Annotated in this window: 12 protein-coding genes; 11 read left to right on the forward strand and 1 reads right to left on the reverse strand. The window is 47.6% G+C overall.

Going from position 1 to position 14,669, the window contains the following annotated elements:
- The first annotated feature begins 23 nt into the window (after positions 1 to 23).
- From D7Z26_RS01645 to D7Z26_RS01655, 3 genes are read left to right on the forward strand one after another with little or no spacing between them, the layout of a single operon-like run.
- Entirely contained in the window at positions 24 to 2,381 is a 2,358-nt protein-coding gene (locus D7Z26_RS01645) for a xanthine dehydrogenase family protein molybdopterin-binding subunit (RefSeq protein WP_120974129.1), read from the forward strand.
- Positions 2,368 to 3,201, forward strand: coding sequence for an FAD binding domain-containing protein (locus D7Z26_RS01650; protein ID WP_120974131.1), 834 nt, complete (start codon positions 2,368 to 2,370; stop codon positions 3,199 to 3,201). The genes D7Z26_RS01645 and D7Z26_RS01650 overlap by 14 nt, the downstream gene beginning before the upstream one ends.
- A 3-nt stretch (positions 3,202 to 3,204) precedes the next feature.
- Positions 3,205 to 3,678, forward strand: coding sequence for a (2Fe-2S)-binding protein (locus D7Z26_RS01655; protein WP_120974133.1), 474 nt, complete (start codon positions 3,205 to 3,207; stop codon positions 3,676 to 3,678).
- A 31-nt stretch (positions 3,679 to 3,709) separates the two neighbouring features.
- Here the strand turns inward: D7Z26_RS01655 and D7Z26_RS01660 are convergent, their stop codons facing one another.
- Positions 3,710 to 4,747, reverse strand: a complete 1,038-nt coding sequence (locus D7Z26_RS01660; protein WP_233566550.1) for an FUSC family protein — start codon at positions 4,745 to 4,747, stop codon at positions 3,710 to 3,712.
- A 290-nt stretch (positions 4,748 to 5,037) separates the two neighbouring features.
- Here D7Z26_RS01660 and D7Z26_RS01665 point away from each other — a divergent pair, with 290 nt between their 5' ends.
- From D7Z26_RS01665 to D7Z26_RS01700, 8 genes are all read left to right on the forward strand, one after another.
- On the forward strand, positions 5,038 to 6,354 hold the full coding sequence (locus D7Z26_RS01665) for an ABC transporter substrate-binding protein (protein WP_120974135.1): 1,317 nt from the start codon (positions 5,038 to 5,040) through the stop codon (positions 6,352 to 6,354).
- Between the two features lie 106 nt (positions 6,355 to 6,460).
- The gene (locus D7Z26_RS01670; RefSeq protein WP_120974137.1) at positions 6,461 to 7,342 is read left to right on the forward strand and encodes a carbohydrate ABC transporter permease; all 882 of its coding nucleotides are present in this window, start codon (positions 6,461 to 6,463) and stop codon (positions 7,340 to 7,342) included.
- Complete coding sequence (locus tag D7Z26_RS01675; protein ID WP_407643469.1) at positions 7,342 to 8,175, forward strand: carbohydrate ABC transporter permease; 834 nt, start codon at positions 7,342 to 7,344, stop codon at positions 8,173 to 8,175. The genes D7Z26_RS01670 and D7Z26_RS01675 overlap by 1 nt, the downstream gene beginning before the upstream one ends.
- Before the next feature lie 210 nt (positions 8,176 to 8,385).
- Positions 8,386 to 9,603, forward strand: a complete 1,218-nt coding sequence (locus D7Z26_RS01680; protein ID WP_233566551.1) for a COG4705 family protein — start codon at positions 8,386 to 8,388, stop codon at positions 9,601 to 9,603.
- A 141-nt stretch (positions 9,604 to 9,744) separates the two neighbouring features.
- Positions 9,745 to 11,463, forward strand: a complete 1,719-nt coding sequence (locus D7Z26_RS01685; protein WP_120974138.1) for an alpha-keto acid decarboxylase family protein — start codon at positions 9,745 to 9,747, stop codon at positions 11,461 to 11,463.
- An 80-nt stretch (positions 11,464 to 11,543) separates the two neighbouring features.
- A complete protein-coding gene (locus D7Z26_RS01690) occupies positions 11,544 to 11,873 on the forward strand; it encodes an ArsR/SmtB family transcription factor (protein ID WP_120974140.1) in 330 nt (109 codons plus the stop codon).
- A complete protein-coding gene (locus D7Z26_RS01695) occupies positions 11,870 to 12,268 on the forward strand; it encodes an SRPBCC family protein (RefSeq protein ID WP_120974142.1) in 399 nt (132 codons plus the stop codon). Before D7Z26_RS01690 ends, D7Z26_RS01695 begins: the two co-directional genes overlap by 4 nt.
- 150 nt (positions 12,269 to 12,418) lie before the next feature.
- Positions 12,419 to 14,665: an ATP-binding cassette domain-containing protein gene (locus D7Z26_RS01700; RefSeq protein ID WP_120974144.1), complete on the forward strand. Its 2,247-nt coding sequence runs from the start codon at positions 12,419 to 12,421 to the stop codon at positions 14,663 to 14,665.
- Positions 14,666 to 14,669 lie beyond the last annotated feature (4 nt).

A 14,669-nucleotide genomic window follows, 5' to 3' on the forward strand; every position in this document is an offset into this window, starting at 1 on the left:
ATAGGCTAACAAGAAGTTGAACGTTGCTAGGCTATGATGAAAAAGGAGGGGTCAAAATCAGTAGCTCGCTTGGGAAAAGCATTCCCAGAAAGGAAACATGGGAGAAAGTAACAGGCATAACCCGATATGTAAATGATATTTCGACACCGGGGTTATTCCATGTCAAAATAGCGATCAGCCCGCATGCTCACGCTAAAATAATAACGATCGATTCGTCCGAAGCGATGAAAATCCCGGGTGTTAAGGAAGTGATAACAGGGCGAGACTTCCCGATTCTGACCGGGTCGCCATTGGCAGACCGACCGCCAATCGCAATAGATAAAGTGAGATATTATGGCGAGCCCGTCGCTCTTGTTGTCGCGGATCAGGATTATATTGCAGAGATGGCGGCAAACCGCATCAAAGTAGTTTACGAGCTTTTACCTGCCGTCCTATCTCCAAGGGAAGCTTTGCAGAAAAATGCTCCGCTAGTACATGAACGTCTAGCCGAATACAAGCAGCATGAGGAGGTTTACCCGGAGCCGGGAACCAATGTCGCGAACCGGACGAAAATTCGCAAAGGGAATATGGAGGAAGGGTGGAGAAAAAGCCACCATACCGTCGAAGTCGAGGTCACTTTACCGCAATCGGATCACGCTGCAATGGAAATGCGATGTTGTACGGCGGAGATTATGCCGGACGGCAAAGTGATTTTCCACTCCGCGTCGCAATCGCCTTTTGTTATCCGAAGAGCAATCAGCCAATCGTTTCATATTCCGATACATAAAGTGATCGTTCACACGCCTTTGGTCGGAGGCAGTTTCGGCGGAAAATCCGCGATTCAGATGGAATTTCTTGCTTATATGGCATCCCGTGCGGTTGGAGGGAGAGCTGTAAAATTGGTTAATTCCCGGGAGGTGGACATGATCTCTTCTCCGGTCCATATCGGATTGGATGCCACAGTCAAGCTTGGCTGCACCCGTGAAGGGAAATTGATGGCTACCGAAATATTGCATTTGTATGATGGCGGAGCCTATTCCGATCGGGGAGCGGTCATGAGCCGATCCGGGGCCATTGATTGCACGGGGCCTTATCGCATCGACAACGTTCATTGCGATTCTTTATGCATGTATACCAATCACCCTTATTCCACCTCCTATCGAGGTTTCGGTCATCCGGAACTGACGTTCGCGATGGAAAGAGCAGTGGATTTATTAGCGAATCTAGTGAACATGGACCCTTTGGAATTTCGTTTTAATAATGCGATTGGACCGGGGGATACGACCCCGACGCAAACTTTGCTGGATAGAAGTAATCTGGGCGATTTGCCCATGTGCATTGCAAAGTTGAAATCATTAATCGATTGGGACGACCTTCCTCATCGCAAAATCGATGGCCATCTCATCAAGGCGAGAGGGGTGTGCTGTTTTTGGAAAACTTCGGATACGCCGACGGATGCCGGAGCGGGAGCCGTTATCGTATTTAATCCCGACGGAAGCATTAATTTGCTGTGCGGAGCCGTAGAAATCGGTCAAGGCACGAGGACGGCGCTGACTCAACTGTTGGCCGAAAAGTTGCGTATGGATGACCAGATGATACATATCTCCACGGGAGTGAACACCGAAACCGATCCCCAACATTGGAAAACGGTAGCGAGCCGCAGTACCTTTTTAGTCGGCAATGCGATTCTGAATGCGGCCGACGATGCCATCGTGCAATTAAAAAGCATAGCCGCTATCGTTATGCAATGCTTACCGACAGACTTGGATGTCGGAGCGGGCAAAGTTTTCTTTAAAGATCGTCCCGCTAAGGGGATTTCGATCGATAAGATCGCTAACGGCTACAAATTCCCGAACGGGAATACGATCGGCGGTCAAGTTATCGGACGCGGGAGCTATGCGATGCGGAATTTAACTTCGTTAGACCCTGAAACAGGTAAAGGGAATCCCGGTCCGGAATGGACCGTAGGCGCTCAAGCGGTAGAAGTGGAATTGAATACGAAAGAATACACGTACAAAATCGTTAAGGCGGCAACGGTTATCGATGCCGGAAAGGTGATTAATCCGGAGTTTGCCCGCAGTCAAGTTACGGGCGGTATGAGCATGGGCTTAAGCTTGGCTAGCCGGGAAGCTTTTTTATTCAATGATCAAGGCGCCATCATAAATCCGCAATTTCGAACCTACAAATTAATTCGTTATGGAGAGCAGCCACAGTACTTCGTCGATTTCGTCGAGACGCCCCATTTGGAAGCGCCTTACGGATTGCGCGGAATCGGAGAGCATGGCTTGATTGGCATGCCTGCAGCACTGGCGAATAGCCTGACCCTCGCCGCCGGGGTAGAGTTGAATCATTTGCCTTTGACGCCCGAAATGATCTGGAGGACGATCCATGATTCCGTTTGACTTCGAATATTACAAACCGACTTCCGTTCAGCTGGCCGTGAAATGGTTTCATTTTCTGCAAAAGAAAGGAAAGAATCCGCTGTATTTCGCCGGAGGGACGGAAATCATCACATGGGCACGACAAAATTCCATTCATCCAGGTGCTGTTGTTGATTTGAAATCCATTCCGGAGTGCAATGCAATGGAAATGCGAAACGATAAGCTGATTATCGGAGCTTGCGTCACGTTATCGGCATTATCCGCGGCGAATTCGTTCCCGCTGCTAAGTGAAACGGCGCAGGGAATCGCCGACCAAACCGCCCGGAATCAAATCACGCTTGGGGGAAACATTTGCGGCAATATTTATTATCGCGAGTCTGTGCTCCCGCTTCTATTAGCAAATAGTCGAATAGTTATAGCAGGAATGAATGGGATAAGAGAAGCTTCGATTCGCGATATTTTCTTACGTCATTTGAGATTGGGAAACGGAGAATTTCTTGTGAAGACAATAACGGACCGAAGTTATCTTTCACTCCCGTTCGTTCATTACAAAAAACGGCAGATCGGCAACGTAGGCTATCCGCTCGTAACCGTAGCTGCTTTCAAGAAAGATAGTCAAATTCATACCGCGTATAGCGGCGTCTGCTCGTTCCCGTTTCGATCCGCCCAAATCGACCGGGAATTGAATGACTCCTCGATACCGTTGAGTGACAGAATCGTACAGGCGATCGACTATTTACCCGCTCCCTTATTAAATAATGCGGAAGGCTCCGCGCCTTATAGGAAATTTGTGCTTAAGCAAACGATGGCTGACGCGGTACATACATTGGAAAGCAGGTGAAGCATGTCATCACTCGATTCCGCTAAGTATCCGGTTGAGTTCGAAGTAAACGGCGAGAAGCAGACGATTCGAGTAAGGGCTGCGGATATACTCTTATACACGCTAAGAGACAATCTCGGGCTGACGGGGAGTAAGTCCGGTTGCGATAATGGGGACTGCGGTGCGTGTACGATATTGGTAGAAGGCTTCCCCATAAAATCGTGCCTAATGCTCACCGTGGAAGTCGACGGAAAGCAAATGACTACGATCGAGGGTTTGAGAAACTCACCGGTACAAAATGCCTTTGTTAAAAATCAGGCGTTCCAATGCGGTTACTGTACTCCTGGCTTTATCGTGAACTGTGAAGGTTTACGGAATAAGCTCCCGCATGCAGATAAAGAAACCATCAGGGTATGGTTGGAATCCAACATTTGCAGGTGTACGTCATATGAAGAAATACGCAATGCAGTGAAAGACGTTTTTTCGCTGGAAAAATGATGGGGCTCCACACCTTCCGTATGCCTGAAGATTACACGAGTTTATTGGAAAAATTCAGGCTTTGGAAATCTTGGACAACTTGTTCTGCATTCATATATAACGCAAGCGGGTATTGGTATTTCTCTAGATCTGCAGGCGCCTTAATTTGGAGAGCTGATACATTGGAGACTGGACTAACTGCTTTCGAATCATCTAAAGCTTTTTCCCATTCCTTAATAAGGGTCGCTAACAGGTTTAAATGATCGGCCCATATTCGTTGATTTTCTTTTGCAAATTGACCGCGTTCCGACCATTTTACTAAAACTCGTATCATGTCGGACAGATTGGCATATCCGGAACGAAGATATTTCATTTGCCGGGTTAGTTCCTGCAAGCTTGCACGCTTTTGGGTACCAAACGGATTGTAACGCAAACTTTGCTCTGCATTGTCCAACTCGGTTGTCGCTTGATGAAGCTCCTGGAATAACGTTTGCAATTTTGATTGCAAGATTTGAGTTTTACTTGAGGGGCAGCCCTCAATAACCCAAAATGCAGTGCTTATAAAATGGTTGGAAAGATGATCCGCGAAATGCGTCATCTTTTTTCGGGTTTTGCTAACGGTATCGGGAGGGAAAATCATGATATGGATCGCGATGGCAATAACTGCACCGATAAACGTATCGCGTATCCGATCAAGAGGATAACTTGGCATCTTGCTTTGAAAGTACATGACCAACAAGATGCTGAGAGCAGCTTGTACCATTATGGCGCGATCCAACTTCATCCACGTTACGATCAGCATCCCAACGAGAAGGAGAAGACCGATACTCCAACCATTAGTGCCGACGTACGGTGCTAGGAATACGGTGAATAGAACGCCGGCAAGGGTAGCCAAAACACGCTGCCAGGCAAACTGTATGGATTTGTCGACGGTAGCTTGGATACTCAAAATGGCCGTCAGAGGAGCCAAATATGGATGTTTGGACCCCGCGAGCTCCGCAAGTTCCCAGGACAATGCCGAAGCTAAGGGGATTTTCCATACTTCCCCTTTATATTTGATAAAATCAATCATTTTATTCGCCTTCGCCACTTTATTCTCTCCACCTTCATCTTATCCGTTCCTAATGACTCCACCTCCTAGTATGTTCATCTGTTATTTGGGATAGTTCTTAAATACGCAGCAAATTATGGAATTACAAGGGACGATCGGACTGAGAAAATCGGGATTTAACGACTCCAAAGCAAGCAATTCGAGAGATTTGTGACCTTAGTCATGAGACAAAATTATCCCTCTATGATTGGAAATTCCTCTTACCATTATTTACTATCATTATATACTTTAGTTGTTATGACTCAACCACTCTAGGAGGTCCACTATTCATGAAGAAAAGTTATCTGCTCATCCCGCTCAGTATGGTCCTTGTAGCGACGACAGCCATTAGTTCGGTTGGCGCGGCAGACAAAAGTGTAACCTTGGTTGTCAGACATACGCAATTGGGCGAGGCGAAACAACAACGTCTCAACATTCTAAACGATGTTTTGAAAAGGGTTTCAAAGGATGTCTCCGGAGTTAATTTCAAGCTTGACGGCGTAGATTCCGACGTAAACCGCAAAGAGAAGCTGCGCTCGGAAATGGCCACCAATTCCGCTCCTGCCATTTTCGATCTATTCGGCGGAGCCGATACGCAGCTGTATGCTTCCGAAGGAAAGCTACTGGATTTGACGCCGATTCTTAAAGAGCTTGGCTTGCAAGATAAATTCATATCATTAGGCGAGTTTACGGTAGGCGGTAAAGTGTACGGCCTTCCAATCGGCGGTTACCAAGAAGGTTATTTCTACAACAAGCCTTACTTCGAACAAAAAAAGCTTAAAGTTCCTCAAACCTTAGACGAACTTGAAAAATTGGCCGACGTCATTAAGAAGAGTGGAAAAACTCCTTTTGCGCAAGCCTCCAAACAAGCTTGGGTACCGCTAATGACAGCGAATACATTGTGGTCCCGTTATGCGGGCCCGGATATCACCTCGGGATTTGCGACCGGCAAAACCAAATGGAATAGCCCGGAGATGGTCGCGGCGTTCACGAAGTACCAGGATTGGGTGAATAAAGGTTACTTCAAAAAAGGCGAACTTGGTTTAGAATACGCCGAACAACGCAACCAACTCATTCGCGGCGAAGCAATCATGATGTACGACGGATCTTGGGCTTCAAGCGTTTTCGCGGATCCTAAACAAGCCGGTAAAATGACCAACCAAGTAGGATACTTCGCAATGCCTAAAGCATCCAACGGGAAAGGCAGCCAAACGGCAGTAAACGGCGGCTTCTCTAACGGTTATGGTTTCTCGGCCAAAGTGAAGAAGGATGCGAAACAATTAGCAGCCGTTAAATCCTTCATCAAAAACATGTATAACGACGAAATGCAAATTCGCGGACTTGAAGCAGACGGCGTATTGCCTTCAATGAAAGTGGACAGCGGAAAGCTTGCCAAAGCAAAAGTTTCCGACCTCGTGAAAGATATTATTGCCGTAGGCAACAAAGCGAGCGGTGCATTCCCGGCGTTCGATTCCATGGTTCAAGCAGACGTGAACACGGCGATCAGCGAAGGCATTCAAAAGTTAATCGGCGGTCAAACCACGGCTAAGAAGATGTTGGACGCCGTTCAAAAAGTGCAACAAGAAGCTAACGATAACGACGAGTAATTAACGAACGGCAAGAAGAGTTGAAGAGTACCACCCGCCTAAGAGGGGGTGGTACTTTTTATAAGAACGATAAGAAGAGTACAAGTCAGACTTCACGGAGGTAACAATGAATAAAGCCTTAAGAAACCCTATGACTTATGCGTTCTTTATGTTGCCCGTCCTCGTGCTCTATGTCTTGTTTTTCATTTATCCGATGATCGATGCTTTCGCCAAAGGTTTTACGAAATGGAACGGCATCGGAACGCCTACGTTTAATGGGTTGAAAAACTTCGATAAAGCGCTTTCGGACGATAATTTTTGGCATTCCGTCAAAAACAACTGTTATTTCATCTTATTCTCGGTTTTCGTGCAAGTTCCGATCATCGTATTTCTCTCCTTATTGATCAGCAATGTAAAAAAACTTAAGGGACTATACAAAACGGCCGTATTTATCCCCTCTGTCATGTCGACCGCGGTAGTCGGTATTTTGTGGAGTTTCATCTACGAGCCAGATATCGGCTTATTTAATGTAATTTTGACGAAAATCGGACTTAATCCGGTTATGTGGTTATCCGAACCCAAATCGGCCATGATTTCAATCTTGATTACGAATGCTTGGCAGTGGACGGGGTTCTACATTGTCATGGTTCTGGCCGCGATCTTATCGATTCCGCGGGAAATCGATGAAGCTGCCGTAATCGATGGAGCTAACGGCTTTCAACGAGCCATCCGAATTACGATGCCTCTCATCATGCCCATTATTTCCGTAGTAATCATGCTCTCTATCGCTGGCGCAATGAAGGCGGCCGATATCGTTATCGTCATGACCAAGGGCGGTCCGGGTGGAGCAACGGACGTTATGGCAACCTATATGATCAAATACGGGATCACGAACGTGAAATATGGATACGGCAACGCGATCGCCGTGTTAATTTTCGTGTTCACTCTCATTCTTACGGCGTTGTATCAGTTATTGATTGCTAGAAGAAGCGAAAGGGTCGAATACTAATGACGATAAGATCGATGAAAAAAAGTGTCAGTCACATTATTTTACTTGTCTACTTGATCGCGATCCTTTACCCGTTCCTGTTCGTTCTCTTTTCGTCAATTAAGTCGGATAATCAGGAGATTGCGAGCAATCCTTTCGGTCTGCCGTCCTCGTTTCATTTTGAAAATTATCGCGAAGCATGGGTAAATGCGAAAATAAGCGTGTACTTTTTTAATAGTTTGTATATCGCAACCCTTTGCTCGATCGCTACCATCCTCATTGCGTCCCTGGCGGCATTTGCGATTACGCGGATGCGTTATTGGAAATTAAGCAAAGGAATGTTCCAATTTATATTGATCGGCATGCTCATTCCGGGAAATGCCTTACTGCTGCCGATTTACATATTGCTGAAAGACACCTCTATTCTAGGCACCCATCTTGCGCTAATTATCCCTTATACGGCCGGGGCCATTCCATTTACGGTTATTATATTGTCGGCGTTTATGCGTTCAATTCCAGGCGAGCTTGAAGAAGCATCCGTCATGGATGGTTTGAGCGCGGAGGGGATTTTCGCCAAAATTATTTTACCTATTACGGTTCCGGCATTGGTTACCGTCTTTATTGTTAACTTCATCGGGAACTGGAACGAGTTTCTGATGGCGAATTACTTCATCTCCACGGATGAATTAAGGACTCTGCCTGTCGGAATGGTCGGTTTCCGCGATATCTATAATACGAATTATGCGCAAATGTCGGCGGGGATCGTATACAGCATCGTTCCGGTCATGATTATTTACGGCGTTTTGCAAAAACAAATTATCGAAGGTTTAACCGCAGGCAGCGTAAAAGGCTGATCTTTTCGGTTCACATTCGGGTTAATGAAGTCCGCGTATATCGCGGGCTTTTTTTGTTGATGATGATCTTATCATTTGTCGATGTCAAAAATTTGATCCGATTCCGGAAGCGGGTTAAGAAATATTTTATATTTGTAGTTTAATATTCTATTCGTGCCCGCAAAAATACAAAATTCCGTAGTAGAAAAGAAGTAACAGTAGGAGAGGGGAATGGCTATGTCAACGATGTCGGCAAATCCAAACAAATTAAAAATTTTGCTTAGCAAAGTTCCGGAAGTTACGATTTTCTTCTGGATCATCAAGGTTTTATGCACCACGGTAGGAGAAACCTTTTCGGATTTCTTGAACGTCAACCTTGGATTAGGTTTATCTCTCACTACGGTTATTATGGGAATCGTATTTATTATCGTTTTGTTTCTTCAATTCAGAGCAACGAAATACTTTCCGGGCCTTTATTGGCTAACCGTCGTGCTCATCAGCGTATTCGGAACGCTCGTAACGGATAATTTGACGGACGGACTCGGTGTTCCACTTGAGACCAGCACGATCGTCTTCAGCGCATTATTAGGTTTAACTTTTCTTTTCTGGTATTTGAGTGAAAAAACGCTCTCCATACACTCGATATTCACCAGAAGGAGAGAAGCTTACTATTGGCTAACGATACTGTTCACGTTCGCGCTTGGCACTGCCGTCGGCGATTTGTTTTCCGAACAGCTCGGGCTTGGGTATCTGAAGACCGGAATTACTGTCGTTATTATTATTGCTGTCGTATTTGCGGCATGGAAATTGAAGCTCAATGAGATATTGGCGTTTTGGATTGTCTATATTCTCACTCGCCCGCTTGGAGCATCGCTAGGGGATTACCTGTCCCAGTCCAAAATAAACGGCGGTTTAGCATTGGGAGCAACCGTAACGAGTATCATTTTTCTTATCGCGATATTGGCGGTCATCGTTTTCCTTGTCGTAACCCGATTCGATATCCTTCCGAAAAATGAAGAGATATCGCCGAATCAAACGAACGGGAGCCGGAAGAACGTTTTGATTCAAACCATTGCTGCGCTGTGCATTTTCTTAGCCGTCGGGATAGGCGGGTATCAATATTGTAATCATAATATCGTTCCGCAAATCGATTCTTCGCAAACGACATTGAGCGGACAGTTAACGGATTTTATTCAGATTGAAACCGATATGTTGAATGCCGTAAACTCAAAGGACTTTACTTCGTTGAAAACTAGCGCTGACCAATTGGAGCATAATTGGGACGTAACAGCGCCAAAGTTTAGAAAAATCGATTCAAAAACATGGACCCAAATCGATGGAACGATCGACGACGTATTAGCGGCAACTCGCGCAAAAAGTCCGAATGCGAGCAAATGCCAATCTGTCTTGAACGATTCGCTTAATGTCATTAACGAAGCTAACAAATGATTGATTAATAAATCCCGGCAGGATATCCTTGCCGGGATTTTTGCTGCCCGATTGTTTGCTTATCCCATTCCGAGTATCCTGTCCACTAAAAGGGTATTATCATACTGAAAAAACTGAGAGTGGATATGGAGTGAGTGAGCGATGGGAATTATGACGGCGGAGGACAATTCTAACCCGCAAGCAGGAGTAACTCAAAAAACGCTTGGTCAGTTCTTGTTCGATTGCCTGAAGTTAGAAGGCATTACCGAGATTTTCGGCGTTGCCGGAGACTATAATTTCACGCTGCTGGATACGTTGGAGCGGTATAATGGCGTCCGGTTTATCAGTGGACGGAACGAATTGAATTCGGGATATGCGGCCGATGGCTACGCAAGAATCAGAAAAATGTCTGCTCTTATTACGACTTTCGGGGTTGGGGAGCTCAGCGCTTGTAATGCGATAGCAGGTGCTAACAGCGAGCATGTGCCGCTGATCCACATTGTAGGTGCGCCTCCCGAGATGGATCAAAAGAATCATAAATTGATGCATCACACTCTGATGAATGGAAATTTCGAAGTCTTTCACGAAGTATATAAGCTGATTACGGCTTATACAGCCGTGCTTACGCCGGAAAACGCCAAGATTGAAATTCCAACGGCAATTCGCATGGCAAAGGAAAAGAAAAAGCCGGTATATCTGGTTGTGGCCGATGACTTAGTGATTAAGCCGATCCTTTCTCGGATTGAGCCGGTACCGCAGCGTCCATCGTCCAATCTGAAAACCCTGCAAGCAGCGACGGATCATGTCCGAAAGTTATTAGAGCGTGCCCACCGGCCGGTCATTCTAGTTGATGTCAAAACGATGCGCTTCGGCCTCGAGGCAGCTGTTCGGCAGTTGGCCGATGCTCTGAACGTACCAGTCGCGACAATGATGTTCGGTAAGGGTGCATTCGACGAAACCCATCCGAATTATATCGGGATGTACGAGGGTTCTTTCGGAAGTTCTAAAGTCCAAACCCTAGTAGGAAATGCAGACTGCGTCATTGCTGTCGGCATGATATGGGCGGATAATAACACCGGCAACTTCACCGCGAAGTTGAATCCGCTAGTGACAATCGATATTCAACCGGAGATGGTCAAGGTCGCGGAAGCGGATTATCCGAATGTGTTCGCAGCAGACATGCTGCTTGCGGTGCAGAAGGTTGGATACAAAGGCCAAGGCTTGGCGGAAAAAGCGACATTTCCGTACGACCAAATAACCGGCAGTACCGAAAAACCGTTAACTGCGACCATTTACTATCCTCGTTTTCAGCAGATGCTGAAGGAGGGGGATATCGTCATCGCCGAGACCGGTACGTTCTACAACGGGATGGCACAGGTGAGAATGCCGCTGAATGTAACTTATATTGCGCAGGGCGGCTGGGAGGCCATCGGCTATGCCACGCCTTCTGCATTCGGTGCGTGTATCGCCGCGCCGGATCGGCGGGTGCTCTTATTTACGGGGGACGGCTCTTTGCAGCTCACGGCCCAAGAAATCAGTTCCATGCTCTATTATGGATGCAAGCCCATTATCTTCATTTTGAACAATGATGGGTATACGATCGAGAAATATTTAAATGTCAAAACAGAGGATCAGCAATATAACAAAATACCGCGCTGGTCATACGCCAAGCTGGCCGAAGCTTTTGGGGGCGACGCGTTTGCTGTAACTGTTCGGACTTATGGAGAACTTGATCAGGCGATATCCCAAGCTGAGAAGGAACGTGTAAATAGACTCTGTATCATTGAAATGATCGCCGCGGATCCCATGGACGCACCCGAAAATATGCGCCGGATGCGCGATTATTTGGAGATACAGGAGAAGCAGCGAAGCCAGAATTAGGCGTTGACACGACACCAAATGGTGGCCTATAATCAAAGCGTCACTAAATGGTGTCCTAATCCTAATTAGGAGAGGGTGTTGTGAGCGAGAACAACCAGTTGCGAGATGTATATGACGCGATTGCAGATCCAACTAGACGCCGGCTGATTCGACTGTTAGCAGAGGCGGAGGAGATACCGCTTCATGAGTTGACGTCGCAGTTTCAAATGGGCCGTACGGCGGTATCCAAGCATTTGACGATCCTGAAAGAAGCAGGATTGGTACTTGACCGAAAAGTCGGAAGAGAAACACGATATAGCCTAAACGCCTCTCCACTTAGAGAAATTCAAGATTGGGTGGCTTTCTACAGCAAGTTTTGGGGTACGAACATGTTGCGCTTAAACCAACTATTAGAGGAGGAAGATGAATGAGTTCAACATTAACTTTGGATTTTCAGTACACGACTTCGATCGAGAAGCTTTGGTCCGCATTAACCGATCCAAGCAAGCTTGCCAAGTGGACCATGGAAAATGATTTTAAGCCCGTCGTTGGGCACCGTTTTCAGTTTCGTATGCAGCCGACCGAAGGGTGGAGCGGAGTTATTGACTGCGAAGTGCTAATCGTGGATGAACCAAACAAGTTGTCCTATACTTGGGGCAGCTTAGGGGAGAATAATACGGTCACTTGGACGCTGCAGGATCAAGGGGACGGCAAGGTTAATCTTCATCTCGAGCAAGCCGGAATCACGAATCCGCAGGCTCTTGGCGGCGCTAAATATGGCTGGACAAATATGTGCGGCCAGTTGAATAAGGTATTGGATCAGTAACCGCATTCGGCACGATATTGGAAAAGCCCAACATCATTAAACAGATTACTTAATGGCATTTATTGTCCATCTAGTGATCTGTTTTTACACGAAAGTCGGCTTTATCTGATTACCGATGAGGATCTTAATACATGTAAAGGAAGGTATCTAATGACCCAGGAATATATAGAAATCCGCGGCGCCCGGGAAAATAACCTTAAAGATGTATCCTTGCGCATTCCCAAGCGCAAAATCACCATTTTTACCGGGGTATCCGGGTCCGGCAAATCCTCGATCGTCTTCGATACGATCGCCGCGGAGTCGACGCGATTGTTGAATGAGAACTTCAGCATGTTCGTGCGCAATTTCTTGCCTCGCATTCCGCAGCCGGCTGCGGACGCGATCGAGAACCTGAGCATGGCCGTTATCGTGGATCAGAAACGTCTGGGCGGCGGTTCCCATTCCACGATGGGTACGATTACCGATATTTCTCCGATTCTCCGGCTTCTTTTTTCCAGAGTAGGTCATCCCCATGTCGGACCGGTGAACCTATTCTCGTTCAACGATCCGCAAGGCATGTGTCCCGAGTGTAACGGACTCGGCCGCAGGCTAGGCGTCGATATGGGCAAGGCGGTGGACATGTCGAAGTCCCTAAACGAAGGGGCTATTTTACTGCCCGGTTATACGCCGAACGGCTGGGAGTGGAATATGGTCGTGCAGTCGGGTTCCTTCGATCTTGATAAGAAGCTGAGCGATTATTCGAACGAGGAAATCGAGCAGTTATTGTACGCCAAGGCGAGGAAAGTCGAAATGGATTTCGCCGGGAAGGCCATGAATATTACGGTGGAAGGCGTCATCGAGAAGTTCACCAACAAGTACATCAAACAAGATGTGAAGGCGAAATCCGACCGCACGCAACAAACCGTTGCGCCTTACATGACCGAGGGTCCCTGTACCAGTTGCCGCGGCGCAAGACTCAGTCAAGCCGCGCTGGGCTGCAAGATCAACGGACGCAACATCGCGGAGCTCTCTTCCATGGAGGTCGGACAGCTCATTCGCGTCGTTCGGGAGATCGACGATCCCGTCGCTGCCCCGGTCGTCAAATCACTGACGGAGCGGTTGCAGCATTTGGTGGACATCGGACTGGACTACCTGACGCTTGACCGCGAGACGGATACTTTATCCGGCGGCGAGTCGCAGCGCGTCAAAATGGTGAAGCACCTGAGCGGCAGTCTGGTAGATGTCACGTACATCTTCGATGAGCCCAGCATCGGCTTGCATCCCCGCGATGTACACCGGTTGAATGAACTGCTTCGGAAGCTGTGCGATAAGGGGAATACCGTGATCGTCGTTGAGCATGATCCTGACGTGATCAAGTTGGCGGATCATATCGTTGACGTCGGGCCTCACGCCGGTAGTCACGGCGGCACAATCGTATACGAAGGAAGTTTCCAGGGTTTGCTGGAGTCAGGTACGCTGACAGGAAACCATATGAAGCGGCCGCTCCAGCTGAAGCACGATTTCAGGAAGCCAACCGGCAAGTTATCCATCCAGGATGCCTCGCTCCATAACCTCCGGAACGTGAGCGTAGATGTTCCAACCGGCGTACTTACGGTCGTGACGGGTGTTGCCGGCTCGGGCAAGAGTACGCTGATTAACGACGTATTCCTCGGGCAACATCCGGATGCGATCGTCATCGACCAATCGGCGATCGGCGTGTCCACGCGTTCGAATCCCGCGACCTACACGGGCATTATGGACGACGTGCGCAAGGCGTTCGCTTCCGCGAACAAGGTCAACCAAGGCTTGTTCAGCTTCAACTCCAAAGGAGCTTGCGAGAACTGCCAAGGGCAAGGCGTTATCTCTATCGACCTTTCCTTCTTAGACAGCGTGGAGTTACCGTGCGAAGTCTGCGGAGGCAGACGGTTCAAGGAAGAGGTGCTCGCCTACAAGCTGAACGACAAATCCATCGCGGATGTGCTGGAGATGACCGTGGAACAGGCATTGGATTTTTTCCAACTCAAGGAAGTCGTTCGCAAGCTTCAGTCGATGAGCGACGTGGGACTGAACTATATTACGCTTGGCCAGCCGCTCAGCACGTTGTCAGGCGGGGAATGCCAACGCATCAAGCTGGCAAGCGAACTGCATAAGAAGGGCAGTATCTACGTAATGGACGAGCCGACTACCGGGCTGCATATGTCGGATATCGGCCACCTTGTGGAAATCATGAACCGCCTCGTCGATACCGGTAATACGGTAATCGTCATCGAGCACAACCTCGAAGTGATCAGTCAAGCGGACTGGATCATCGACATGGGACCGGACGGAGGCAGCAAAGGCGGTCAGGTGGTGTTCGAGGGCACGCCTTCGCAGATTATCGATACTGAGCAATCGATCACGGGAAAATACTTGAAGTAATCCA

The organism is Cohnella endophytica, assembly GCF_003628305.1.
Classification (GTDB): Bacteria; Bacillota; Bacilli; order Paenibacillales; family Paenibacillaceae; genus Cohnella; species Cohnella endophytica.

Excerpts from the sequence above, each read along its gene's own strand:
- D7Z26_RS01655 (WP_120974133.1), top strand. The coding sequence starts at position 3,205 with ATGTCATCACTCGATTCCGCTAAGTATCCGGTTGAGTTCGAAGTAAAC.
- D7Z26_RS01685 (WP_120974138.1), top strand. The coding sequence starts at position 9,745 with ATGGGAATTATGACGGCGGAGGACAATTCTAACCCGCAAGCAGGAGTA.
- D7Z26_RS01665 (WP_120974135.1), top strand. The coding sequence starts at position 5,038 with ATGAAGAAAAGTTATCTGCTCATCCCGCTCAGTATGGTCCTTGTAGCG.
- D7Z26_RS01680 (WP_233566551.1), top strand. The coding sequence starts at position 8,386 with ATGGCTATGTCAACGATGTCGGCAAATCCAAACAAATTAAAAATTTTG.
- D7Z26_RS01700 (WP_120974144.1), top strand. The coding sequence starts at position 12,419 with ATGACCCAGGAATATATAGAAATCCGCGGCGCCCGGGAAAATAACCTT.
- D7Z26_RS01650 (WP_120974131.1), top strand. The coding sequence starts at position 2,368 with ATGATTCCGTTTGACTTCGAATATTACAAACCGACTTCCGTTCAGCTG.
- D7Z26_RS01695 (WP_120974142.1), top strand. The coding sequence starts at position 11,870 with ATGAGTTCAACATTAACTTTGGATTTTCAGTACACGACTTCGATCGAG.
- D7Z26_RS01670 (WP_120974137.1), top strand. The coding sequence starts at position 6,461 with ATGAATAAAGCCTTAAGAAACCCTATGACTTATGCGTTCTTTATGTTG.
- D7Z26_RS01675 (WP_407643469.1), top strand. The coding sequence starts at position 7,342 with ATGACGATAAGATCGATGAAAAAAAGTGTCAGTCACATTATTTTACTT.